Genomic DNA, 25,709 nt, shown 5'->3' on the forward strand with positions numbered 1-25,709 from the left:
CGTCAGCTTGCAGCATCAGTGTTAGCTGTCTTTCCTTTGCTGATCGCAAGCTATGGGCCTGGTCGTATTCTCACAACACGAGCGTCTCGCAGATATGCTCCGCCACGGCGTGCGGGGCGCGTTTCTTGCTCTGTTGTTTTCCCTCGAGCTTGCGGCACCCGTTCTTTCCTCTGGTCAATTGGTCTCGGCTCCGGCAACTTCACAGCAAGAAGGCACCGTGCCTTCAGCCAATTCCGTCTCGCCGCACACGATTCGTTCCCGGCGTTTCCTGAGTGGGCGAACTTTGGCGGGAGCAGTACCGGCTGCACGCGCCATGGATACCGCTCGTCAGGAGCACGCGGCGATGCTGGTGCAGCAGGCAGCTTCGCCTCAACTGTCGAGCTTGAGTGCGCCGTGGCAAGCAGTGGGGCCAAATCAGGTTGCTAGCATCGCCTATGGCAACGTGACCGGTCGAGTCACGGCGATTGCGATCGATCCGGCGGATACGAGCGGCAATACAGTCTATTTGGGAACAACGGGCGGGGGCGTTTGGAAGTCGACCAATGCGGCAGGTACATCGGCCAGTGTCACCTTCGTCCCTCTGACTGACACACTGCCTGTCTTCAGCGCGAATGCGGGAACCGCGGCCATACCATCGCTCAGCATAGGTGCGATCAGCGTTCGGTCCGGGGTGATCCTGGCCGGGACGGGAGATCCTAACGATGCTTCCGATTCTTTTTACGGCAGCGGTCTGTTGCGATCTGCCGACAACGGGGTGACGTGGACGCTTATCCAGAATTCGCAGGATGGTTTGTCAGGAAAGCACCTTTTCAATGGGCTTGGCTTTGCAGGATTTGCATGGAGTACGGTGACGCCGGGCACTGTCGTCGCCGCCGTGTCGCAGGCGGCGGAAGGGGTTCTGGTCAACGCGCCGGACGCCGAGAATAGCGTGATGGGGCTTTACTACTCCACTGATGCGGGTGTGACTTGGCAGATGTCTACCCTTATGGACGGCACCCAAACGGTGCAAACCCCCAAGCCCACTGGCGGAGATCTTGGGGGCAGAGCGGCAACGGCCGTAGTTTGGAATCCTGTTCGTCAACGCTTCTACGCGGCGGTCCGTTGTCACGGCTACTACGAGTCAGCGGATGGTGTGACCTGGACACGCCTGACAAATCAGCCGGGACTGGGCCTCACTACGACGGCATGCCCGCCGGATCCAGGTTCAATCGGCAGCACAACCTGCCCCATTTTTAGGGGGGCACTGGCGGTGCAACCAGAGACAGGCGATACGTTTGCGCTAACGGTTGATCAAAACAATCGCGATCAAGGACTGTGGCAGGATGTATGTGGCCTGTCTGGCGCCAACTGCAGCAGCAGTACGGTCATCTTCGGCCAAAAGCTGCCATCGTCCGCGCTGGAGATCGGCAATGGCAGTACGGTCGTACCGCAGGCAGACTACAACCTTGCGCTCGCCGCTGAGCCGTCGGGACCAAACGGCTCGACCCAAGACACGATTTTGTATATCGGGATAACGGATCTCTATCGCTGTTCTCTTGCTGCGGGGTGCGTGCAGCGGAACACCACCAACGCGATCAACGGATGTGCGGCTCCTGCGCAGGTCGCGCCAGCTCAGCATGCGATTGCCGCGTTGGCGACAGCGTCGCAACCGCTTGTGTACCTAGGCAACGATGGTGGCGTTTGGCGATCAACTGACGGCGTTGACGAACAAGGAACTCCGTGCTCTACCGATGACGCAACTCATTTTCAAAACCTAAACGGCGGGCTCGGCTCGCTGGCAGAGGTCATCAGCTTTGCGCAGCATCCTACCGACGCGGGTACGGTGCTTGTCGGCCTGGGCGCGAATGGCACTGCAGGTACGTCTTCTGCAACTGTCAACGCCAGCTCGTGGCCGCAGCTTTCCACCGGTGAAGGCGGCACAGTCGGGATCGACCAGACAAGTCCATCGCTCTGGTATGTCTCCATTGGCGCTGGTGTGAATATTCGACAGTGCTCCAGTGGTGCTGGTTGTACTGCCGCGAACTTCACAGGGACGCCGACGATTGGCCCTGCGCAGGTAAATAATGATGACTCCGTGATCGATGCTCCCTGGTTGCTCGACCCCGTGTTTCCTTCGAACATCCTTGTTGGAACCTGCCGCGTGTGGCGTGGCCCGGCGGGTGATGGGTCAACCTGGTCTTCGTCGAATGCGATCAGCAATCTTCTGTCGGGCCCGCAAGGGGCATCGTGCGCCGCTACTAACCCGGTGCTGAGATCCCTGGCTGCCGGGGGAGTTCTCACCAATGTCTCGGGGGGGCAGGATGCGGGCTCGCCAGTGCTTTACGCAGGAATGGCAGGGATAATGGATGGCGGCGGAGTCGTCGGCGGTCACGTTTACTCCATCGCCACCGGGGGGACTGCGAATAACACAACGACCTGGACGGATCTTGCCACTTCTACTGTTACAAATGGTCAAGGGGTTGGGTTTAACTCCGCGGGCTTTGATCTCTCCTCGCTTGCGGCAGATCCTCACGATGCTACCGGGGAGACCGTTTACGCGACAGTAATGGGTTTCGGTGCAAATGGGATTAGTCTGCCGCATCTGTATCGTTCTACCGACGGCGGAGCGCATTGGAGCAACATCAGCAGCAACCTGCCGGATGCGCCGGCCAACAGCGTCATCGTTGATCCTAACGATGCCAATACGCTCTATGTGGCGATGGACACGGGAGTGTACGTTACGACAGAGGTCACGACCTGTGCGACTGCGAATTGCTGGAGCGTCTACGGCATCAACTTGCCAAATGCTCCTGTTGTCGAACTTGCGGCTGCGCCCGCCATGGCTACCGGGGATGGTCGCACTGGTGAACTGCGCGCTGCAACTTATGGTCGTGGAATATGGCAGATTCCCTTGATTACGGCGGCTATTGCGGCACAACCTTCGATTAGCCTCAATCCTGCGGCGCTTACTTACAGTGCGCAGTCGATCGGCACTGCGAGCCCTATACAAACTATTACGGTTACAAATACGGGTCTTGCCCCGCTAGTAATCAGTCTGGTGGCAGTCACAGGCGATTTCAATGAAACTGATAACTGTGCGGCTGCAACGATTGCAATCAACCAGACCTGCACGGTTCAGGTGAGATCTCTGCCTGCTGCGACCGGTAGTCGCAGCGGTATCCTTACTGTCTATGGCAACGTTGCGGGTGGACAGGCGACGGCGACACTTTCGGGTACCGGGTCTGCTGCGGCGGCTATCGTTCTTGATCCAGTTGTGCTGACGTTTCCTTCTACAGCTCTCAACGCGACTAGCGCGGTTCAAAACATCACAATCTCCAATATAAGCAATAGCGCTGTGGGGTTGCGGTCGCCGACCATATCCGGCGGAGACTTCAGAATTACGGTCAACACCTGCGGCTCGAGTCTCGGACCTGGGGTCGGATGCACAGTTGGTATTGCTTTTACGCCTACCGCCTCTGGAACCCGCAGCGGAACCTTCAGCATGGCCGATGACGCAGGCACGCAAACTGCCTCTCTGACTGGCGTGGGGACATCTCCGGCAACAGATGCGCTTTCTCCATTGACGCTGACGTTTGGAACGCAACAGGTTGATACTGCAAGCCAAGCGCAGCAGATCACTCTGTCCAATACCGGCGATCTGCCGCTGACACTGATCGCGGCGCAGATCACAAGCGGAGATTTTACTGTGGTCAATTCCTGTGGAAATTCGCTGAACCCGCACTCTACGTGTTCGATGAATGTGGCGTTTGCGCCTAAGGATGTCGGTCCGCTGAGTGGCGTGCTGTCGGTGTCGGACCAATATCGAACTCAGACCGTCGCGTTGAACGGTATCGGTATTGCACCGCCCGGTGTGTCACTTGCCCCGTTCTCGACGGTCGTATTTCCTCCAACTGGCGTTGGCCTTCAGTCTGCATCGCGAACCGTTACCCTGACTAATAACGTCGGCGTTCCGCTCTCAATACAAGGCATCTCGATTAAGGGCGACTTCGTGATCCTTCCGAATAGTAGTACCTGCGGTGCAACTGTCGCGACTTACACCGCGTGCGTATTGCAGGTAGCGTTTGCGCCCAGTGTTGGAGGGCCTCGTTCGGGATCTCTGACGGTGACAGATAGCGCCGGCAATTCGCCACAAACACTTTCACTTACTGGCCCAGGTGTCGACTTCACACTGGCTACGAATGGAATTACCAGCGTTACTATTTCAAGTGGTCAGAACGCAGTATTTCCACTCCTGCTTAGTTCGAACTCGAACGTCTCCGGTACGGTCACGTTCGCTTGCACGGGAATGCCAGTTAACTCAACCTGCAATATAACGCCATCGAGTATCCCACTCGGAAATATCACCACTGTCTCCCTGACCGTGTTGACGGGGGTCGGGGCAACCTCGTCGTCCAGTCGCCCTTTGACGAAGCAGACCAGCGTCTTTTGGTTCGCGACTCTGTCTCCGTTGGGTTTGCTGGTGCTGCGTCGAGCACGCCGCTCCGGTGTGGCGAGTCTTGCTTTGTTATGTTTGCTGCTGGCAGCTAGCGGTTGTGGGGCGGGACGCGAGATTCCTCTGTCGAGTGGATCGAATCCCGGCACGCCGTCAGGACCCGTGACAACGGCTGGGACTTATACAGTGGTCGCAGCGGCTACGAGTGCTGGCTTGACGCGAAGCGTCAATCTCACGTTGATCGTTCAATAAATACCAGGGCATCGACAGGGCGAATCCTTCATGCTGACAGTCCCGCACTTACTCCGGAAGCCCACGCCCATTGGAAATTGTATCCACCCAACCATCCGGTTACGTCGACGACCTCGCCAATAAAATAAAGACCTGCAACCTTACGGCTTTGCATCGTCTTTGCATCGAGTTCTGCCGTGTCCACGCCCCCCACAGTGACCTCAGCTTTGGCGTAGCCTTCGGTTCCTGCTGGCGTAACCTGCCATGCATGGAGCTGTTGTTCCATCATGGTCAGAGATGCATTCGTCCAGTCATCGGGTGGATGGTTAGAGATCCATCGTTCAGCCATACGCGCCGGCAATACCGCGCGGATGGCGTTAATCGCTGCTGCGGCGTCTCTCCGTGCGTTTCGCAAGAGGAGGGGGGCCATCACTTGTGCATCTGGCGCGAGATCAAGTGATACCGTTTCGCCGGGGTGCCAGTAGGAAGATGCCTGGAGGATCGCAGGACCGCTCAGCCCGCGATGAGTGACCAACATCTTCTCGCGAAAGCTCCCGCGTTGTCGCCGCGCTCCTGCTGCCGCTACGACCTCGGCCGAAACGCCAGCAAGGTCGCACCATTGCTCGCGATCTTTTGCGTTCAAGGCAAGGGAGACCAGGCCTGGCCGACATTCAACGATGCGCAGGCCGAATTGTTCGGCCAAAGTATAGCCGAGCCCGGTTGCGCCCATCTTTGGGATGGATAGGCCACCGGTGGCGACGGCTACGGACTCGGACTGGAATACTGTGTCGGGTGTGTGGACCTGGAACTGCTCGCTGCGGGTGACGGAGATGATATTGGCGCCAACGACTGTGCGGACATTGGCCTCTGCGCACTCTCGTTCCAACATCGCGGTTATGTCGTGGGCGGAACGATCGCAGAAGAGTTGTCCGAGGGTCTTCTCGTGATAGCGGATGCCGTGTTTGTCGACCAGTGCGATTATGTCGGAAGGAGTGAATCGGGCCAGCGCAGATTTTGCGAAGTGGGGATTTTCTGAGAGAAAATTTTCTGCGCGGCAGTTGATGTTTGTGAAGTTGCAGCGGCCGCCGCCTGAAATCAGGATCTTTTTTCCGACGCGCTCGGCGTGATCGACCAGGACCACCCGGCGTCCGCGCTTTCCGGCTTCAATGGCGCACATCATTCCGGCTGCACCAGCCCCGAGTACCACGACATCAACCTTCTGCACGTGCGATTTGTTCGTCATTCTTCTTGGCGCTTCTTTGCGCGGAGCTTCTTTGATCGCGTGATCCTGGATTGATCTGTGTTTGTGATTCGCTTTACGAACTGCAATTTGGATCGGGTTTCGTTGCGGTTTTTTTCTTACCCCACCCGGGTGATGAGGCACTTGAGGTAGCTGGTCTCGGGGAGGTTTAGGACTGCGGGGTGGTCGGGGGCGGCGCCCCGGGTCTCCAAGAGCTGGACGCGGCGGCCGGTGTCGGATGCGGCGGCGGAGACTACCTCGGTGAACTCCTGCAGGGGGACGTGGTGGGAGCAGGAGCAGGTGATGAGAGTTCCGCCGGGCCGTAGCATCTTGATGGCGCGGAGGTTGAGCTCCTTGTAGCCGCGCATGGCGCCTTCGGCCGCGCGCTTGGACTTGGCGAATGCGGGTGGGTCGAGCACGATGGTGTCGTACTGCTGGCCGGTGGATTCGTACTCGCGGAGGAGCTCGAAGGCGTCGGCTTCGATCCACTCGACCTTGGCTGGAAGCTCCGGGTTGAGCGCGCGGTTGCGATCGGCTACTTCCAGGGCGCTCCGGCTGGCGTCTACTCCGGTTACGTGGCGGCAGTTCTGGGCCATGTGGAGGGCGAATCCGCCTTGATAGGTGCAGATGTCTAGCGCGTTGCCGTTGGCGTAGCGGGCGGCTGCGGCGTAGTTGAGGCGCTGGTCGAGGAAGGCTCCCGTCTTCTGTCCGGAGCCTGCGTCGAAGTGAAAACGGAGTCCGTTGATGGTGAAGATGGTGGTGAGTTGTGGTGATTCGGTGGTGTTTTGGTGGAGTGGGCCTGGTGCTGGCGGGGCGAGTTGCTCTAGTTCGCGGATCTTTGGGTCGGGGCGCTCCCAGAGGGTGATGCCGCCGGTGTCTTGGCGGAGATGTTCGGAGAGGACTTCGGTTATCAGACTTCGTACGTCGTCCTGGGCGGTGCCCTGGGTGAGGAGTTGGAGGATGACTAGGTCGTTATAGCGGTCGGCGACGATGCCGGGGAGTCCGTCGGCTTCGGAGAAGATGAGGCGGCAGGCGTCGTCTTCCATGGACTCGGGGGCTACTTCGTCTCGGAGGGCGAGGGCGGCGAGGACTCGCTCGCGAAGCTGGTCGAGGTAGGCGGTGCGGGTGAGGGCGGCTTCGTTTGAGACGATTCTTACGGCGATCTGAGAGGCGGCGCTGTAGAGGCCGGTGCCCAGGGGGATGCCTCGGCTGTCCATTACGGTGATGAGGGCCCCGGGCTGGAGGTCGGTGGCTCCGATGGGGGGGATTAGAGACTCTATGTCCGAGCGGTAGACCCACAGGTGTCCGGCTCGGAGGCGGTCTGCGGCGCGGCGGGTGATGGCTGCGGCTGGTCCGTGCGGCTGGGCCGCTACGACTCGCGGGGCCCGATCTTCTACTTTTTTAGGCATCTCTCCATGGTCGCATAGCGTTTTAGGCCCGCGGACCCCTCCCCCCTACCCTTTGTGGGTATTTTGTACGGAAGTTGTTTTGTTTCAATTGTTTGGAGTGGGGTGGTGTCTGTAGACTGTTGATTCTAATTGGGTTACGTGCAAAATACTTTGAATGAACGAGTTACGGGATCGTTAGGAAAGGCCCTCGATCAGGGTCTTTTTATTTCTCGGCTTCCAGTATAGCGGTTGGAGGGTAACTGATACGCCACGCGAATCTGCTGGATTGACGAGGGGATTCGCGGTTTTGGGGCTTGACAGAATTTGGTCGACCCTTCGGAAGCCCCTTTGATCATTCGCGATTCAAGAGTGCGTGCAGCATGGCAACTTCAAGTTTTTTCTGATCGCTGACAGAAAGATTAGCTGGTTCAATATCGATCTCCACCTTATCGATCATTCCCGGAAACTTGAATGACGACTGGTAATCGGCGCTGACGGGCGAGGCTGAGTCGAGGCCGGTATCAAACGTCTCATCGGCACTAAACCTTGCGGGGACTGTCTTTTCAACACGCCCTCGCCAACCTTTTTGTCATTTAGGTAAAGGGTGACCGTGCCGCCCTTGGCCAATCCTCCGCCGTCGTACTTGAAATCCATCTTGATGACGTTTCTGCCTGGAGTGACCGAAGCAGAGGAAGTGATCTTGTAACGCTCCTGAGTAAACCAGTTGTACTCGTAGGTAGGTTTGCGCGCTTGATGTACAGCGAGAATCCGCCTGCAGTTCCACCTTCAGCGGCCAGCACTCCGTCAGGCGAGCCGGTTTTGGGCACGTCAATCGTGGCGATGATGGTATGCGAGGTGTTTTTTGTGTTGGCAGCGGAGCTTTCAGGGATGTGAGCCGTTCCGCTCTAATAAATGAATTGTGTTCGGCCTTCGATGAGACTTGGCCGCAGGCGTGGATCGCCACGCTCAATGAAAGGATCGTCCAAAGGCAGAACCTGATACTTCTTTGCCTCCGTCATGAAGTCGGCTTGCAGCTCTTTAAGTTTGTCCGGGTTTTGTGCGGCAATATTGTTTGACTCGCTGTAATCCTGGTCAGGTCATATAACTCCCAGGTGTCCTTGTCGAAATCGACGGACCCGACGTTGTTCCATGGGAGTCGTCCGTGACGGCAGACGGCGATCCAGCCGTCTTTATAGAGGGCGCGGTTGCCGAACATCTCAAAGTACTGAACGTGGCGCTGCTCTGCGGCATTTGGATCTTTGAAGCTGTACACCATGCTGATGCCTTCGATGGGTTTCTGCTTCACGCCGTTCACTTCGGTCGGCTGCGGTATGCCTGCGGCTTCAAGGATGGTCGGTGCGATGTCGATGACGTGATGGAACTGCATACGCTTGCCACCGGGATCGGAGATATGTCCTGGCCATGAGACGACCAGCGGATTGCGTGTTCCTCCGAAGTGCGAGGCGACCTGCTTTCCCCACTGGAAGGGCGTATTCATGGCCCATGCCCAGCCGACAGGAATGTGGTTGTAAGCGTTGGGTCCTCCTAAATCGTCGAGGTGCTTGATGATGTATGCGGAATCTTCCTGCACCCCTCCGAGCCCGGTAAATTCGTTGTACGCGCCATTAAGCGTTCCCTCGAGTGAGGAGCCGTTGTCGCCAATCTCCCAGAGAACGAGGGTGTACTTGGTGATGCCCATCTCGTCGAGAGCGTCGAGAATGCGGCCAACCTCGTAGTCGGTCTGTGCGGTGTAGGCGGCGAAGGTCTCCATGAGGCGCTCGGCTACTTTTTTACGGTCTGGTGGCAGCGAATCCCAGGCTGGAATTTCGTTGGGGCGCGGCGTCAGCTTGGTGTTGGCGGGAATAACGCCCAGCGCCAGTTGGCGCTGATAGGTCTCTTCGCGGTACTTATCCCAGCCTTGGTCGAACTGGCCTTTGAATTTATCGATCCACTCTTTGGGGACGTGGTGCGGGGCGTGCGTGGCCCCAGGTGCGTAGTAGATGAAGAACGGACGATCAGGAGTGACCGGTTTTTGGTTGTGCATGTAGGTGATGGCTTCGTCCGCGAGCGAATCGTTGAGATTGTAATGGCCCTCACGTCCCTTGGGAATTTCCATCTCGACAGGCGTGCTATCGCGGAAGAGTGGCGGCTGCCACTGATTCGTCTCGCCGCCGATGAAGCCGTAGAAATGCTCGAAACCTTGTAGAGCTGCCAGCGATCAACGGGACCCGCGATGCTCGTCTCCCAGTCGGCGATCTGATGGTTCTTGCCGATATATTCCGTGTTGTAGCCGTTTTGACGCAGTACCTCAGCGAACATAGCCGCAGTCTTAGGTATCTGGCCCGAGTAGCCCGGGTAGGCATCGGCCAACTCGGTAATCGTGCCCATTCCTACGGAATGATGATTGCGACCGGTCAGTAAAGCAGCTCGTGTGGGAGAACAGAGGGCGGTGGTGTGAAAACGAAGATAGCTGAGGCCCGACTTCGCCAGTCTGTCGAGATTCGGCGTCGGGACCTGTCCGCCGAAGGTGCCCCACTGGCCGTAACCCGCATCATCAATCAGAATGATGATAATCACGTTGGGCGCGCCCTTCGGCGGATTCACAAGCGCGATCTTGTCTGGCGTGGAGGTCTTATACGTATCGCCGATGACGCCTTTGAATTCGGGCTGCGGCTGCGGGAGAACGTAATCTCCGCTCTGCGCTTTGTTGGTTTAGGAGTCCTGTTTGCAGGAAACCAGGGTGCAGGCGAGCGACGAGACAACGAGGAAAACAGCCACGCCTGACTTCATCTTGGATTCTCCGTGGAAGTGGCTTTAGTCTTCGCCGTGATTGTAGCTTGATATTAGAAACAGGCTGCGAATATCTGGCTGCTATTTGCTTCAGAAAAAGCCCAAAATTAGCGAATGGATGATCAATCACTCATTAAGTCCCGCGAACTAATCGTCATAAACGCGCTTAGCGGAGTTACTCCCCGCTGGGTCAGACCTGATGATGAGACGACTTTCTGCGGAGGACTTCATGCGGTCTACCTGCTCGTCCATGGTTCGCATGCCGTCGACGAGGAGGGTGGGGTCGATGCCGTGGATGCTTCGCGTACCGATTTGTTAGAGGGTGTATCGGTCGAAGCTTGATTGGGATTCGTTGACGAGAGCTTGCATCGAGTCGCGGAGGGCGTTGAACTCTGGGTGTCTTCGAAGTGTGCTGAACCATGGATCGGAAGTGAGGGTGTCGGGTGCGCAGACGAAGCCGGATTGTGCCGCCTGTCTTAGCGCTGTTATTGCCAGCTCCGGTTTCTTCAGCCGAGAGTAGTGCCGCGCGAAGTAGAGGAGAATTTCAGGCTCGCGTGTTGTGTTTGCGGCTTTCATGAGATTGATTGCTTCGTCTGTTCTGCCTTCGAGAAGAGCTAAGAGGGAGCTCATGAGAGCGATCATGAGCGTAGACAGCGGCATCTTGTCCAGGCGTTCGCGCAAGAGTGAGATTGCGCGTTTTCGATTGCCTATGGCGGCCCAGGCTGCGGCGTCCAGGTAGTAAGCGGCGCGGCCGCTGTAGGTTTCGATCGCGGAGGCGTAGTCCCCGGCGAGGAAGAGAGTGTGAGCCACGCTGGTGATGACGGCGGGATCCAGGCGGACGGCGCGGCGGTGCGCTTCGATCGACTGTGAGAGCATTCCGCGGAATCGTAAGACCTGGACGAGACTGGTGAACGACTCTGGCTCGGTGGGATTTTTGGTGAGACGTTCGAGTAGCCGGGTCATTGCTTCGGCTGCATGGCCTGTGTCTACCTGGACGAAGGTGTAGAACTGGTGCGCGGAGGCTAGGTCTGGGTCGAGCGTGAACGCTCGCTGGAAGGCCGCTTGAGCGAGCTCGAGATTTGTTGAGGAGGTGTCGCTGAACTTGTGTAGAAACCAGCAGCATCTGCCTAGCCAGGCCCATGCGGGGGCGAAGGTGGGATCTTCGGCGAGGCAGATCCAGTAGAGATCGCGCGCGAGGGTCATTGAGTCGAGAGAGCGTTGCGCGGTCAGTTCTTTTGCGCGTGCAAATTTTTCATAGGCGGCGGGTGCTACGCCAGGCTCTCCGGTGACTGGGAGTTCGAAGCGGTATCCGTGTTTGGAGACGGTTCGGATGGCGTCGCGGCCAACGATTTTTCTTAGGCAGACGATGGTGTTGGTGAGGTTTGCTTCGCTGACATGGACTGATGGCCAGAGTGTCTGGATCAACTCTTGTTTGCTGACGAGGTGTTCGGCTTTGCGAACGAGGCAGAGGAGCGCGTCGAAGGCTTTGGGTTGGAGCGGAATTGAGACGGCGGTTTTTTTGAGGAGACGTTCGTTGGGGTGAAGTTCAAAGTCGCCGAAGCGATAGGCGGCGTTGGGCGAGCTTTGATTTTTCTTTGAAAATCCCTGTGGCATACGTTGGCTGCTTTATTTGAAAACCAGCCTACACTGCTCGCGTGTCAGAAAGTGCGAGGAGATTGATGATGCGTTTATTTACTAAGGTTGCTGGTGCTCGTGGCGTATGGTTTGCAGGCGAGAGCAGGAAGAGTTTTGGATGGTTCGTCGCCGCAGTTTTTGCTGCGGGTTTGTTTGGAGGCTCTGGCATGGCTGCTGCGCAGACAGCGACAGCTGTGTCTGATCATGGATCGCAACAGGCTGTCGCTTTGCGTGACGGGAAGAATGACTTCGATTTCAACCTGGGTGTCTGGCATACCCATATCCGGCGTGTGCTCGATCCGTTTTCGGGGTCGGATAAATCGATGGAACTCGATGGGACGGTGACGGTTCGAAAGGTCTGGGATGGCCGCGGGCAACTAGAGGAGATTGAAGCTGACGGGCCGAAGGGTCATTGGGAAGGGATGACGATGTTTCTTTACAACCCCCAGGCTCATCAGTGGACGCAGTCGTTTATCGACAGCCAAGCGGGCGTGCTGACTACTCCATTGGTGGGGTCGTTCAAGAATGGCCGAGGCGAACTCTTCTCGCAGGAGACCTTTCGTGACCGATCGGTTCTGATTCGGGGAACGTGGTCCGACATAAAGCAAGACTCTCACCACTTTGAAGAGGATTTTTCGAATGATGGCGGAAAGACGTGGGTTCCTGCTTTTATTGGGGAGTTGACGCGAGAGAAACAGTCGGGAGAGGCGGGCGCCACTTTGGCACCAGTTAGCTTGGAGCGCGTCGATGCGTCCAGCGGACAACGTGATTTTGACTTCGACTTAGGCACGTGGAAGACGCACTCGACACGGTTGATGCATCCGTTGACGGGCTCTACGACCTGGGTAGATATGGACGGCGCGACGGTGGTCAAGAAGGTTTGGGGAGGCAAGGCTAACCTGGCGGAGTACAAGGCAGACGGTCCTGCGGGGCATGTGGAACTGTTGTCGCTGCGATGGTTCAATCCAACGACGCATGAGTGGAATCTGGACTTCGCGACGCCGAATGTGGGCACGCTAGGTGTTCCGGGCGTTGGCGGGTTCAAAGATGGCCGTGGCGATTTTTATGACTATGAGGAGATCAATGGGCGGTCGGTGCTGGTGCGATTTTCTATCTGGAAGACCTCGCAGGATACGGCCCAGTCGGAACAGGCGTTTTCTGAGGATGGCGGAAAGACGTGGGAGGTTAACTGGATCAATAAATACACGCGCTGAGGAGTGTGGTGGGGCTGTTCGAAGCCATCTCACTGAATCGTCGAGTGTGAGATGGCCATGTGTGGGTTATGGATTTGCGGGTGCTGATGATGGGGGATTTCCGGCGTGTTGCTGGCCGAGATTGGCGTCTACGGTTCCGATGCGGCCGGAAGAGGTGACTCGGACGACGAAGCGGACGCGGGTTGCTTTGGGATCGGGGTCTACGTTGTAGGCGAGATCCATGCCGCGTTCGATTCTTCCGGTCGGCGCTACTGTGGTTGGAGCACTGGCGTGAATCACTTTGGCGACACTCTTGAGCACCTTTCCCTTGCGGTCGAAGGTGGTAATGGCGAGGACTACGTCGGAGTGGCGCGGCTCGGTGTCGGTGGCGGGCGACCAGTAGAGCCCGCTCGAGGCAACGTGGACGATGAAGCGGTTGGGGTCGGTAGGTGAGGGTTCAAGAGTGACGGGGACGCCGTCGTAGACCATGGTGCTGGTGTCAGCAGAGATGATGTCAGCCATGAGACGGCGTGAAGGGTTCGCGGGGTCGACGCGGCCGGGACCGCGCTGGAGGTAGTAACCTTCGCGGGTGTAGACGGTTAGGCCGGGACGATCGAGGGTGATCTTGATCTTGCGGAACTTTGATGGGTCGAGCGAGGTGTTTTCGGGCCGGTAGGTGAGGGTGTAGAAGCTGGCGCCGTCGCGGATGGAGGTGCCGATCTCGGCGTCGACGTCATTTCGCCCGTAGAGGGTGCGGCCGCCGGTGGCTTTGGCGAGGCGATTGAATTGATATTCGCCGCCGAAGGGGTCGTCGCGGCCGGCGATACCGCCGTAGGCTTGAGGATCGATCAGGATGCCGGCGGGGTCGATGGTGTAGAGGGTGACTCGCGCGTCTCGGAGGATGTTGACGCAGTCCTGCACGGCGTTGTTGACGAGGTTTACGGTGTCTACGGGGACGTTTTCCCAACGGATAGGGGGAAAGCCGCGACCGATCCAGATCATATTTTTGTGGCCGGGATGACCGATGACGGCTTCGGCGACGCGGCGGAGGGTGAGGAAGGCTAGATTGATGCGGTCGGCGCGCCATTGGCCCTGCTGGGCCTGCCAGGGGTAGGCGGCGAAGTGATGATCGAGAGCGGAGATGATGTCGTCTTTGTTCTGGGTGTAGTCGTGGACGACGGTGAAGTGCTGGAGGTCGACGGCGAGGAGCATGGTTGGGGTGTCGAGCTTGCCGGGCTGACGGTTGAGGAACTTTTTGAGGGAGTAGCGGGCGAAGGCCATGTCCTCGAAGCGGGTGTTGAACTCGTCGAGCAGGATGATGTTGACGGGGGCGTTGGGGGCGACGCGGTCGAGCTCTTCGGTGGAGTTGATGGTGATCTCGGGGTCGAGGGTGTGGGCGGCGGGGGCGTCGAAGTTGAGGATCTTCTCGGGTTCGTTGGCCTCGGTGACGTGGAACTCGTCGCGTTTGAGGTCGGTGACGATGTTGCCTTTGGCGTCGGTGACGACCATGTCGAGGATGACAAGACGGGCGTTGCGGCGGATGGTGTAGACGCCGTTCGCGTCTTTGACGGGCTGCGATCCGGCCGACTGAGGCTGGGTTTGAGGCTGCGGATTTTGGGTTGCGGCTGGGGCCGGTGAGGGCTGTTGCGCAGTGACGGAGTGAGATAGGCCGGCGGCGAGAGCGAAGAGGAACAGCGCGCGGAGGAGCGAAATTTTCATGGAGCCCTCGGGTTTGGTAGTGCAAACACGGTATATCAAGCAGTGTTACGGCCTTGGAAAAAATTTACGGTCCGAGAAGGGTGTGCCCACAAAGTCAGTGTCCTGCGAAAGACCCTCAAGATGAGCGAGGGTCACGATAGCCCCATTGAAGAAGTTTGTTGGCGGATCAACTTTTTCTTAGCTATTGAAGTCCATCAGTGGCTGCTGGTCTTACGCATCCATGCGCACCCATCCGATGAGTTCCTCTGAGCGACTGTCGACATAGTGTGCCCCAAGGTAGGTGTTGCCTGAGACAACTTACAATTAGGTCCGCACTCGAGGCGAGTTTTCTGTCTGGTCGGCTACGAACATCTAACGTAGAAGGAAGCACGACAGCAGCACGTTAAAGGAGAAAAAATATGGCGGTAGACACGCAAGAACATCCAATGGTTCCTCCCGATGATCCCAGTCGTAAGCTCGCGGTCGGTAAGGTTGAGAGCCTGCGGCACATCGGCCTGGTGGGCGATACCTATACCATCACGGTGACGGGAGAAGATACTGCGGGGCGATTCTGCGTTATCGATATGCATGTCCCGCCTGGGGGTGGACCGCCGCCTCATCGTCACGATTTTGAAGAGACCTTCATTTTGCTGGAAGGTGAGCTGGAGGCGACGTTTCGTGGGGAGAGGTCAACGATAAAGGCAGGCGAGACGGTGACCATTCCAGCGAATGCTCCGCATCGATTCAAAAACGTTTCGTCGCAGCCTGCGCGGCTGATCTGCATCTGTTCGCCTGCCGGGCAGGAGAAGTTCTTCATGGAGATTGGAGTTCCGGTCGCGACTCGCACGACTGCTGCTCCGAGGCCTAGTGAGGAGCAACAGGCCGCCTTGATGAAGAAGGCCTTGGAGCTCGCTCCCCGGTATCGCACAGAGTTTCTGCGAGAGGCCTAAAGCTGGGCGCGGAGCCGGCATGGGTTGGCCGAAGGTGGGTCTTGTATTGCCTTCCAATAGAGGTGGGTGCATACTCCTATTTATAGACAATAGGAGCAGGCATGGGTGAGAAGGCAGATGTTTGGCAGGGGACGCTGGCGTTGATGGTGTTGAAGACGCTTGAGAGCATGGGCGAGCTGCATGGGTATGGGATCGCGCGGCGGATTGAACAGACCAGCGGGGACGTGCTTTCGCTGAACTATGGGACGCTGTATCCGGCGCTGTTGAAGCTGGAGCAGGAGGGGGCGATTGTTTCAGAGTGGGGTGTGTCTGAGAACAATCGGAGGGCGAAGTTTTATAAGCTGACGCGTGTTGGCCGCAAGCAAATTGAACGCGAGACCGACAACTGGGAGCAGACGACGGCGATTCTGGCGCGGTTTTTGCGGGGAACGGAGGATCCGGCATGAAGAAGCTGCGTGCAGCGTTGAGGCGGTTTGCCGGGATGTTTTCTAGAGGGCGGCGGGAAGAGGATTTCGCTAGCGAGCTTGAGGGACATCTGCAGATGCATATCGAGGACAACATGCGGGCGGGCATGACGGCGGAGGAGGCGCGGCGCGATGCTCTGGTGAAACTGGGAGGGATGGAGCGGACACGGCAGGCTTACCGGGAGCGGGGTACGGCTCCTTTCTTCGAGACGCTATGGCAGGATCTGCGTTTTGCCCTGCGGCAGTTGTTGAAGAACCCTGGTTTCACGATTACGGCGGTGTTGATGCTCTCGCTTGGGATTGCGGCGAGCGTTGCGATCTTTGCGTTTGTGGATGCTGCGCTGCTGAAGCCGCTGCCTTACGAGGATCCGCGTAGTTTGGTGGATGTAACGGAGAGCGTGGCGGTGCTTCCTCATGCAAATCTCTCTTATCCGGATTATCTCGACTGGAAGAAGATGAATCACAGCTTTCGTTCTCTGGACGTCTACACGGGTACGGGTTATCTGTTGGATACGCCGTCTGGCGTTGAGCCGACGCAGGGGCTGCGAGTGACGGATGGATTCTTCCACACGCTGGGCGTTCTCCCTTTGCTTGGACGTGATTTTTACTCGGGCGAGGATCTCCTTAGCGCTCCGCGAACGGTGATTCTGAGTTACTCGACGTGGCAGAAACGGTTTGGCGGCAGAAAAGAAGTCGTCGGGCAAAGTATTTCGCTGAGCGGCATGCCGTACACGATTGTTGGAGTGCTGCCTGACAGCTTCGAGTTTGCGCCGCGCAATACTGTTGAGTTCTGGACGACGATGCATGCCGGTGGGGGAGCGAACACGTGTGACCTGAGGCGGAGTTGCCATGGGTTAGTGGGGGTTGCGCGGCTGAAAGATGGAGTTTCGATTGCGGCAGCGCTTGCGGATACGAAGGCAATCGCGCAGCAACTGGAGCGTCAGTATCCTGACTCAAATCGTGGGCAGACCGCGGCAGTGGAGTCATTGACGGATGCGTTCGTCGGAGATATTCGTCCGATTCTGCTTCTTCTACTGGCGGGCGCGGGTCTGCTTCTGCTGATCGCGTGTGTGAATGTGGCGAGTCTTCTGCTGGTGCGGTCGGAGAGTCGCAGGCGGGAGATCGCAGTGCGAGGTGCGTTGGGAGCTTCGCCGCTGCGGCTTGCGCGGCAATTTGTAACTGAGGGTGTTCTGCTTGTGCTTGGGAGTTCGCTGCTGGGATTGGTCTGTGCGGTGTTTACTTCGCAAGCTTTGCTCCGGCTTATCCCGAAGGACATGCTGGTGCATATGCCTTATCTGCGCGGGATCGGGATGAACTTCCATGTTGTGTGTTTTGCGGCAGCGATTGCGGTGATGGCCGCGGTGATCTTTTCTCTGACGCCGATTGTGCAGCTGTCGTTCGGCGAGATGCGGGAGGGGTTGACGGAGGGCTCACGGGGCTCGGCGGGTGTGCTTTGGAGGAAGGTTGGCGCGAATCTTACGGTGCTGGAGCTTGCGATTGCTACCGTGTTGCTGGTGGGCGCGGGGTTGCTGGGCAAGAGCTTCTATCATTTGCTGCATGTTGAGTTGAATTTTCAGCCTGATCATCTGGCGACTCTTTCGGTTGCGCTGCCGGAGAAGGTCTACGCGAAGGATGAACAGGTGGTGGCAGCGCGGAGACAACTTATGGATCGTATCGCGGCGTTGCCGGGCGTGACCTCGGCAGCCGCGACAAGCCAACTGCCGGTGACGATGAATGGCAATACGGAGTGGGTGCGATTTGTTGGCCGTCCGTATAACGGCGAGCACAATGAAGTGAACGAGCGGGATATTACTGCGAATTACTTTACGACGCTGAAGACGAGGCTGATTCGTGGGCGGTTCTTCAACGCGGACGAAGATGCTACCAAGCCTCGTGTCGTGATCATCAATGAGGCGTTTGCGAAGCTGTATTTTCCTGGTCAGGATCCACTGGGTGCGAGGATGGGCGATACGACGCTGTCGACGAAGTCGATCAAGGAGATTGTTGGGGTGGTGGACGATCTGCGCGAGTCATCGCTCGATGAAAAGACTTTGCCTGCTGTGTACTATCCCGCGGATCAGAGCCCTGACGTGTACTTCAATCTGGTAGTTCGGACGAGTCAGGACGAGAATGCGCTGTTGCCTACGCTTGTCTCGACGATTCACCAGTTCGATCGCGGCATCGGCACGTCGGAGGAGTCGACGATGATGCTGAATATCGATGAGTCGCAGACGGCTTACCTGCATCGGTCGTCGGCGTGGCTGGTGGGTGGGTTTGCGGCGCTGGCTTTGTTGCTGGGCATGATTGGGTTGTATGGCGTGATTGCGTATTCGGTGGGCCAGAGAACGCGTGAGATTGGGGTGCGGATGGCTTTGGGGGCGCAAAGGGAGATGGTGCAGCGGATGATTATGAGGGAGGGTGGGAGGCTGGCGGCATTGGGAATCGTTGTGGGTCTGGTGTGCTCGCTGGGTGTGACGCTGACGCTGCGGAGTGTGCTGTTTGGCGTGCAGTCGTGGGATGTGGGGACGTTGGCGGGGGTGGCTCTTCTGCTGGTTGCGGCGGCTCTGCTGGCTAGTTATGTTCCGGCGCGGAGAGCGGCGTCGATCAATCCGGTGGAGGCGTTGCGGGCGGAGTGAGGGCCTTCTGGCTGGGGTTGGTTTTTTTGGTGGGTAAGACGGATGGAGCGGCAACAGCAACAACAACAACAACAACAACAACAGCAGATCCCCTTCGGAGATGACAACTAGAACTGCAACTGCAAAATCAAAGCAACTGTAAAACATAGCAACTGCGCTGCAGCGGCGGCGGCGAGAATGAGTATGGATTTTCGTGGCGGCGAGGATTCTGTAAAAGCAACTGTGATACGTGGATATACTGCTTGCACTGGGAAAATCTGCGTTTTGGAGCGTGTGAGGATGTCAAGGAATTTGGTTTGGAAGACTGTATCTTGCGGTGTGTTGCTGGTATCTGCTGGTTTTGCGATAGGAGCGGGAGCACAGGAGAAGAAAGACAGCGATAAGAAGAAGGACCAGAAGCTGGTGGTGACGGGGACGCCGGTGGTGGAGGCTGCGGAGCCGCCAGCGGACTCGACGACAGAGGGCTCGGTGACGGTGGGCGGGGAGAAGATTGCCTATCGTGCGGTGGCAGGGACGCTGACGGTGGGGTCGAGCGATTCGCAGGACGCGATGCTGGGGATGGATGGGAAGATGCTGCCGGATACGGGGGAGAAGGCTCCAGATCCCGAGAAGCCGGACGAGGCGCCTGCCACGGCGCGGATGTTTTATGTGGCTTACTTTAAGAAAGATGCGCCTGTGGGGCGGCCTGTGACGTTTTTGTATAACGGCGGGCCGGGGTCGGCGACGATGTGGCTGCATATGGGCTCGTTTGGGCCCAAGCGCGTGGTGACTACCGATGCGCAACATGATGAAGGCGCGCCGTACAAGATCGTGAATAACGACTTCAGTCTGCTGGATGTGAGCGATGTGGTTTTTATCGATGCTCCGGGGACCGGGTTCAGCCGGATCATGGGCAAGGACAAGGAGAAGGAGTTCTGGGGAGTGGACCAGGATGCGCATGCGTTCGATCGGTTCATTCGCAGGTTCCTGACGAAGTTCAACCGGTGGAACTCGCCGAAGTATCTGCTGGGTGAGAGCTATGGGACGCCGCGGAGCGCGGTGCTGTCGGCTGATTTGCAGAACGTGGACTTGAACGGGATCATTTTGCTGTCGCAGATTTTGAGCTTCGATAACAGCATCGATGGGCCGAAGTGGAACCCTGGCGTGGATCAGGCGTATGCGTTGGGTCTGCCTACGTTTGCGGCGAGCGCCTTTTATCATCACAAGGTTCCAACGCAACCTGCGGCGCTGGAGCCGTTCCTGGCCGAGGTGGAGCAGTATGCGATGGGCGACTACATGAGCGCTCTGCTGAAGGGGTCGGAGCTGCCGGAGGCGACGAAGCAGGCTGTGGCGGAGAAGCTGCATCAATATACCGGGCTGCCGGTGGCTTATTTGATGAGGGCGAATCTGCGGGTGACAGGCGCTGCATTCAGCAAGCAACTGCAGCTTGATGACGAGACGACGACAGGGCGGCTGGATACGCGGTACAAAGGGCCAGATATCGATCCGCTGAGCGCGGATGCGGAGTATGACCCGCAGAGCAATGCGATCTCGTCGGCATATACGGCGGCGTTGAACCAGTACATGCGGACGGACCTGAAGTATGGCGAGAATCAGACGTATAAACCGGGAGCCTATGCGGATGCCGACTTTACGTGGGATCTACGGCACCAGCCGCCGGGGGGTCCGCCGGCGAATCAGCAGTGGGGCGGGACGAATGTGATGCCGGATTTGGCCTACACGATGAAGTCAAATCCGAAGATGAAGGTGATGCTGGCAGGTGGATACTACGACCTGGCGACGCCTTACTTCGAGGGCAAGTTCGAGATGCATCATCTGCAAATTCCGCAGAAGCTGCAGGCGAATATCAGCTATCACTACTACCAGAGCGGACACATGGTGTATGTGAATGAGGACGTGCTAAAGCAGTTCCATGCGGATGTGGCGGCGTTTATCCGGGGCACGGAGGACGGGAAGTAGCAGGGGTTGCGGATCGAGAGGTGGCGGGCTAGAGGGACGACACGGTTTGATTCGTGTTGCCCTTAGTCCGCCACTTCGATTTGGTGACGATCTCGAAGGCAGGATGAAGTCGACCGAATGTCTGCGTCAGTGATTGGGTGAGATTTAAGGCTTCGTCTGGGAGATCGTGTGAGCCAATTCGGCTTTGGCGGAGCGGCGAAGGCAGCGGAGAGCTACGTAGAGAAGCAGCGGTTCGGTGAGCCATAGAGAGCGGTTGGCGATATGGGGCGCGGCCCATGCTCCGAGAGCGGCTCCGGCGAGGAAGCAGAGGCAGATGAGTCCGAGGTTGAGGATCTGGAGGCGGCCGCTTTCGCGGGCTTCGGGTGTGCCAGAGGAGTTGAGCGCGTCGTAGAGACCCTCGGTTGCCTGTCGGAGGTTGCCGGTGACAAAAGTGGAGTTGAAGGGTAACTGGTTGACGTGGCGGAAGCTGGAGACCTGGAAGGCGGCGACGAAGGCGACGATCGCGGTGAAGGGGATGTCGGGGAAGCCAGGCGGCATCCAGCCCAGGATGAAGAGTGCGATGATTTCGAAGGTGAGCGCGACGATGGGGGCGCGGTTGCTCCGCGAGTGCAGATGCCGAGCGGAGATAACGCCGACGAAGAAGCCCAGGATGGGTACGAGATGTGGAATGATTGCGCCCCACCCATGGCCCAAGAGGGCGATGCCGAGGAGAGCGACGTTTCCTGTCATGGAGTTGGCGAAGACGTGGCCGTGGTTGAGATAGACGAAAGAGTCGAGGAGGCCGCCGGTGCTGGCGAGTATCAATGCGTCGGACAGGGTGCTGGGCTCGGAGATGGTGTTGGGAGTCATGAGGATCGAGGACAGTCTACCGCCCATTGGGCACGAGTCTTTGATCTTCCCTGTTTGGGTTCGGCGTCATGTCTCGCATCTGCGGAGGGTCTTTTTCTGGATTATTTGCCGCGACAAATGGAAAGTTTCTGGGGAGTACCGTGCGCACCTTCAATACGATTGGTGACACGGAAAGGGCGGCTGGAGCCTGCCGCCAAGATGTGAGTGAGTTATTATCAGATTTCGCATCTTCCGGCCATTTCGGGCGTCTAACTTTAAGCGAAAAGCTTAAATTTTTTTGGAACTTGTTGAGGAGATAGAGGGTTATGGCGATCAAATGGGATCGGTTGACGGTGAAGTCGCAGGAGGCGGTTCAAGCGGCTGGTGGGCATGCTGGCGAGAACGGCAATCCGGAGGTGCAGCCGCTGCACCTGATGGCGGCTCTGCTGGAGGATCGGGAGGGAGTGGTGATCCCGGTGCTGGAGAAGATTGGGGTGCCGGTTGAGCAGTTGTTGTCGGGAGTGAACTCGGCGGTTGAGAAGCTGCCGAAGGTGCAGGGCGGAGGGCAGCCCGGGCTGTCGAATGCGCTGCAGAAGGTGTTGGAGCAGGGGTTCAAAGAGGCGGAAAACTTCAAGGACGAGTATGTGTCGACGGAGCATCTTCTGCTGGCGCTGTCGAAGGCGAAGAACGATCCTGTGCAGCTTGCGCTGGCGGCGCTGGGTGGGACGTATGAGGCGATCCTGAAGGCGCTGAGCGCGGTGCGGGGGAGTCAGCGAGTGACGGACCAGAATCCTGAAGGGAAGTTTCAGGCGTTGGAGAAGTATGCGAAGGATCTGACGGATCTGGCGCGACGTGGGAAGCTCGATCCGGTGATCGGGCGCGATGAAGAGATTCGCCGCGTGGTGCAGGTGCTGAGCCGGCGGACGAAGAACAATCCGGTGCTGATCGGCGAGCCCGGTGTGGGTAAGACTGCCATTGTGGAAGGGCTGGCGCGGCGGATTATTCAGGGTGATGTGCCGGAGATTCTGAAGAATAAGCGCGTGTGCTCGCTCGATTTGGGCGCGATGATCGCCGGGGCGAAGTTCCGCGGTGAGTTCGAGGACCGTTTGAAGGCGGTGCTGAAAGAGATTGAAGAGTCGAACGGTGAAGTTATTTTGTTCATCGATGAGTTACATACTCTGGTGGGGGCGGGCGCGAGTGAAGGGTCGCTCGATGCCAGCAATATGCTGAAGCCTGCACTGGCTCGCGGAGCACTGCGAGCGATTGGCGCGACGACGCTGGTGGAGTACAGGAAGTACATCGAGAAGGACGCTGCGTTGGAACGACGGTTTCAGATTGTGTTTGTCGGCGAGCCAAACGTCGAGGATACGGTTGCGATTCTGCGTGGGTTGAAGGAGAAGTACGAAGCGCACCATAAGGTTCGCATTAAGGATTCGGCGATTGTGGCTGCTGCGACTCTGTCGCACCGGTATATCTCGGATCGGTTTCTGCCGGATAAGGCGATTGATCTTGTCGATGAGGCTGCGGCAGCGTTGGCGATTCAGATCGGCTCGGTGCCGGTGGAGATCGATGACCTGGAGCGCAGGGCTACGTCGCTGGAGATTGAACGTGCGGCGTTGAAGCGGGAGAAAGATGCGGCGTCTCAGGAGCGGCTGGAGGTTGTGGAACGAGAGCTGGCTGAGGTGAAGGAGAAGGCTGCGGCTCTGCGCGCGAGATGGCAGAAGGAGCGCGGTGCGATTGGGAAGATTGCGGAGTTGAAGGAGGAGTTGGACTCGCTGCGCTTTCAGATGGGCGAAGAGACGCGCAAGGGAAATCTGCAGAGGGCGGCGGAGTTGCAGTATGGCGAGATTCCGAAGCGCGAGGCGGAGCTGCGTGAGTTGACGGCGGAGCAGGATGCCGCGGTTCGCGAGGATGAGGCAGAGGCGAAGGCGGGAGTGGCGACGCGGCCTTCGCGGATGCTGAAAGAGGAGGTCGACGAGGAGGATATCGCCGCGGTGGTGTCGAAGTGGACGGGGATTCCCGTTTCGAAGATGCTCGAAGGCGAGATGCAGAAGCTGGTGCAGATGGAGGAGCGTCTGCGCGAGCGAGTGGTTGGACAGGATGAGGCGTTGAATGCTGTGGCGAATGCGATTCGGCGTTCGCGCGCGGGCTTGAGCGATCCGAAGCGGCCGATTGGCTCGTTTATTTTTCTTGGACCTACAGGCGTTGGGAAGACGGAGACGGCGAGGGCGCTGGCTGAATTTCTGTTCGATGACGAGGCTGCAATGGTGCGGATCGACATGAGCGAGTACATGGAGAAGCATGCGGTGGCGCGGTTGATTGGCGCGCCTCCGGGATATGTTGGGTATGACGAAGGCGGGCAGTTGACGGAGGCGGTGCGACGCAGGCCGTATGCGGTGATTCTGTTCGACGAGATCGAGAAGGCGCATCCGGATGTGTTTAATGTGCTGCTGCAGGTGCTCGATGATGGGCGGCTGACGGACTCGAAGGGAAGGACGGTTGATTTCAAAAATACTGTTCTGATCATGACTTCGAACGTTGGTGCGTCGCAGTTGTCGACGGCGTGGGCACAGGGCGAAGACGGGTTTGAAGAGGCGAAGGGGCGCGTGATGGAGGAGTTGCGTAAGCAGTTCAAGCCGGAGTTCCTGAATCGTGTGGACGATATTGTGATCTTCCATCCGCTGGGCGATGAGCAACTGACGCACATTGTTGATCTGCGGTTGAAGGATCTGCAGAAGCTACTGGCGGATCGAAAGATCACGCTGGAGCTGACTGAGGACGCGAGGAAGGCGATCTTCAAGGCCGGATACGACCGGGCATATGGAGCGCGGCCTCTGAAGAGAGCGATCCAACGGCTGGTGCAGGACAAACTGGCGGTGAAGATTCTCGATGGCAGTGTGCTGCATGGCGATCACGTTTTAGTAACGGCTGGGAAGAGCGGACTCGAGTTCGTGGTGCAGGGGCGCGAGGCTCTAGTTTCCTAGCGACGAGTATGGGCCCACCTTCACCGGTGGGCCATTTTTCATGGGGCGGACTGAACGGCTGGGTGGTGATACTTCGCAGTGAGAAAGCGCAGTATTGGCTTCTCAAGGAAGCGATAACAGAGCAAACCAGCGACGGCGGAGCAAACGACCATAAGAAAGACGTTTGCGCCCGGCCCGAGTCGCGCGAGGTATGGATAGATGCGGTGATAGACGTAGAAGACCGGCAGCGAGATGAGATAGATGGAATAAGATGCGTCGCCGAGTTGAACGCCGAAGCGGCCCAAACCTGATTTTATCTGTGGAGAACGAAAGACCAGGCCCGCGGTCACCATAGCTGCGGGAACACCCCACATGAGGAAACGGAACCAACTTAAAGAGCCGTTGGCGATATTTTTCGCATCAGCGATATTGTATTTGTTGAAGAAAGCGGTACAAACCAACGGTATAACACCAGCAAGGAGCAGGGCTGTGCCAAGCGCGTGGCGTTTGCCGTGGCGAGCGAAGAGGATGCCGATCGCACATCCTAAGACAAACTCGAGGTTGATGGGATTTGCGATCAGGATAAGCACTGGCCGCTGGAAGCCGACGATTTGGCCGAGGGCGACGAGCGCGAGGATGGTGAGGATTGTCGATTTAATAATGTGGCGGGTGCTGAAGAAGAGATTAAGTGTAATGACGTAATAGAAGAACATCTCGAAGATAAGCGTCCAACCAACCACGAGGATTGGACCCCGCATGGGGAAGTGCATGGAGGGCAGCAGAAGATACGAGTTGAGTAAAGATGAATGGTCGAGATGATGCTGTTTGTAGTCAATGAGAACAAAGAAGGATGAAAGGATCCAGTAGATCGGAAAGATCCGGATAAGTCTTCTAAAGAGAAAATCGAGGGCCTTGTGAGCAGACCCGAAAGAGCTGTGCCGAATGTTCATAGCGACGGTGGAAAGTATGAAGCCGCTGATTGCGAAGAAAATGTCGACGCCACACGATCCAACGTCGACAACGTGGAAGAAGCGAGCTTCCTTGGGAATCGCATGAAATGAAACATTGGAGACAGCGTGAACGTGCACTACGAGAAGTGCGGCAATGGCGCGAAGAATCTGAATTGAGTCATTCTTTTTTATCAGGAAGCCACGCCCGGCTATTCGGGCCGAGGAGATAGTTTCTTCGAGGACACTAGGTGCGGGGATAGGCACGTTGAGCCTTCATGATACATGGGGCAGCAAATGAGTTCTGTGGGTGTATGCAAGGCGGATCGATGGGCATGTCTGCTCCCGGTAGCGG

General features: G+C 57.8%; 16 protein-coding genes and 1 pseudogene. 9 read left to right on the forward strand and 8 right to left on the reverse strand.

Annotated features, from left to right (window positions below):
* The first annotated feature begins 217 nt into the window (after nt 1–217).
* Nucleotides 218–4,684 carry a beta strand repeat-containing protein gene (locus RBB77_RS03340; protein ID WP_353064765.1) on the forward strand — a complete coding sequence of 1,489 codons (4,467 nt, stop codon included), beginning with the start codon at nt 218–220 and terminating at the stop codon, nt 4,682–4,684.
* Nucleotides 4,685–4,712: 28 nt separating this feature from the next.
* Here the strand turns inward: RBB77_RS03340 and RBB77_RS03345 are convergent, their stop codons facing one another.
* From RBB77_RS03345 to RBB77_RS03360, 4 genes and pseudogenes are all read right to left on the reverse strand, one after another.
* Nucleotides 4,713–5,906: an NAD(P)/FAD-dependent oxidoreductase gene (locus RBB77_RS03345; protein ID WP_353064766.1), complete on the reverse strand. Its 1,194-nt coding sequence runs from the start codon at nt 5,904–5,906 to the stop codon at nt 4,713–4,715.
* A gap of 116 nt (nt 5,907–6,022) precedes the next feature.
* On the reverse strand, nt 6,023–7,312 hold the full coding sequence (locus RBB77_RS03350) for a class I SAM-dependent rRNA methyltransferase (RefSeq protein ID WP_353064767.1): 1,290 nt from the start codon (nt 7,310–7,312) through the stop codon (nt 6,023–6,025).
* A 994-nt stretch (nt 7,313–8,306) separates the two neighbouring features.
* Complete coding sequence (locus RBB77_RS03355; RefSeq protein ID WP_353067570.1) at nt 8,307–9,506, reverse strand: sulfatase-like hydrolase/transferase; 1,200 nt, start codon at nt 9,504–9,506, stop codon at nt 8,307–8,309.
* A gap of 80 nt (nt 9,507–9,586) precedes the next feature.
* A pseudogene (locus tag RBB77_RS03360) lies at nt 9,587–9,865 on the reverse strand (sulfatase-like hydrolase/transferase); the annotation flags it as partial.
* Between RBB77_RS03360 and RBB77_RS03365 the strand changes: the two are divergent.
* Both RBB77_RS03365 and RBB77_RS03370 read left to right on the forward strand, forming a co-directional pair.
* Nucleotides 9,746–10,075, forward strand: coding sequence for a hypothetical protein (locus RBB77_RS03365; protein WP_353067722.1), 330 nt, complete (start codon nt 9,746–9,748; stop codon nt 10,073–10,075). The pseudogene RBB77_RS03360 and the gene RBB77_RS03365 sit on opposite strands and share 120 nt — an antisense overlap.
* Nucleotides 10,076–10,195: 120 nt before the next feature.
* Nucleotides 10,196–10,423, forward strand: coding sequence for a hypothetical protein (locus RBB77_RS03370; protein ID WP_353064768.1), 228 nt, complete (start codon nt 10,196–10,198; stop codon nt 10,421–10,423).
* Here the strand turns inward: RBB77_RS03370 and RBB77_RS03375 are convergent.
* On the reverse strand, nt 10,397–11,695 hold the full coding sequence (locus tag RBB77_RS03375) for a winged helix-turn-helix domain-containing protein (RefSeq protein WP_353064769.1): 1,299 nt from the start codon (nt 11,693–11,695) through the stop codon (nt 10,397–10,399). The genes RBB77_RS03370 and RBB77_RS03375 overlap by 27 nt on opposite strands.
* 65 nt (nt 11,696–11,760) lie before the next feature.
* Between RBB77_RS03375 and RBB77_RS03380 the strand changes: the two genes are divergently transcribed.
* Nucleotides 11,761–12,930 carry a hypothetical protein gene (locus tag RBB77_RS03380; protein WP_353064770.1) on the forward strand — a complete coding sequence of 390 codons (1,170 nt, stop codon included), beginning with the start codon at nt 11,761–11,763 and terminating at the stop codon, nt 12,928–12,930.
* A 66-nt stretch (nt 12,931–12,996) separates the two neighbouring features.
* On the opposite strand, the gene RBB77_RS03385 is transcribed toward RBB77_RS03380, so the two are convergent.
* Nucleotides 12,997–14,628: a VWA domain-containing protein gene (locus RBB77_RS03385; protein WP_353064771.1), complete on the reverse strand. Its 1,632-nt coding sequence runs from the start codon at nt 14,626–14,628 to the stop codon at nt 12,997–12,999.
* Nucleotides 14,629–15,026: 398 nt separating this feature from the next.
* On the opposite strand from RBB77_RS03385, the gene RBB77_RS03390 reads away from it, so the two are divergent.
* The 4 genes from RBB77_RS03390 (at nt 15,027) to RBB77_RS03405 (ending at nt 20,616) form a co-directional block, all read left to right on the forward strand.
* Nucleotides 15,027–15,557, forward strand: a complete 531-nt coding sequence (locus RBB77_RS03390) for a cupin domain-containing protein (RefSeq protein WP_353064772.1) — start codon at nt 15,027–15,029, stop codon at nt 15,555–15,557.
* A 101-nt stretch (nt 15,558–15,658) separates the two neighbouring features.
* The gene (locus tag RBB77_RS03395; RefSeq protein ID WP_353064773.1) at nt 15,659–16,003 is read left to right on the forward strand and encodes a PadR family transcriptional regulator; all 345 of its coding nucleotides are present in this window, start codon (nt 15,659–15,661) and stop codon (nt 16,001–16,003) included.
* On the forward strand, nt 16,000–18,657 hold the full coding sequence (locus RBB77_RS03400; protein WP_353064774.1) for an ABC transporter permease: 2,658 nt from the start codon (nt 16,000–16,002) through the stop codon (nt 18,655–18,657). Before RBB77_RS03395 ends, RBB77_RS03400 begins: the two co-directional genes overlap by 4 nt.
* Nucleotides 18,658–18,936: 279 nt before the next feature.
* On the forward strand, nt 18,937–20,616 hold the full coding sequence (locus tag RBB77_RS03405; protein ID WP_353064775.1) for a S10 family peptidase: 1,680 nt from the start codon (nt 18,937–18,939) through the stop codon (nt 20,614–20,616).
* 144 nt (nt 20,617–20,760) lie between these two features.
* Here the strand turns inward: RBB77_RS03405 and RBB77_RS03410 are convergent, their stop codons facing one another.
* A complete protein-coding gene (locus RBB77_RS03410; RefSeq protein WP_353064776.1) occupies nt 20,761–21,492 on the reverse strand; it encodes a YoaK family protein in 732 nt (243 codons plus the stop codon).
* A 278-nt stretch (nt 21,493–21,770) separates the two neighbouring features.
* Here RBB77_RS03410 and clpB point away from each other — a divergent pair, with 278 nt between their 5' ends.
* The gene (clpB, locus tag RBB77_RS03415) at nt 21,771–24,428 is read left to right on the forward strand and encodes an ATP-dependent chaperone ClpB (protein ID WP_353064777.1); all 2,658 of its coding nucleotides are present in this window, start codon (nt 21,771–21,773) and stop codon (nt 24,426–24,428) included.
* A gap of 38 nt (nt 24,429–24,466) precedes the next feature.
* Here clpB and RBB77_RS03420 read toward each other — a convergent pair whose 3' ends face one another.
* Nucleotides 24,467–25,621, reverse strand: a complete 1,155-nt coding sequence (locus RBB77_RS03420) for an acyltransferase family protein (protein WP_353064778.1) — start codon at nt 25,619–25,621, stop codon at nt 24,467–24,469.
* Nucleotides 25,622–25,709 lie beyond the last annotated feature (88 nt).

This window comes from Tunturibacter psychrotolerans (assembly GCF_040359615.1).
Lineage (GTDB): Bacteria > Acidobacteriota > Terriglobia > Terriglobales > Acidobacteriaceae > Edaphobacter > Edaphobacter psychrotolerans.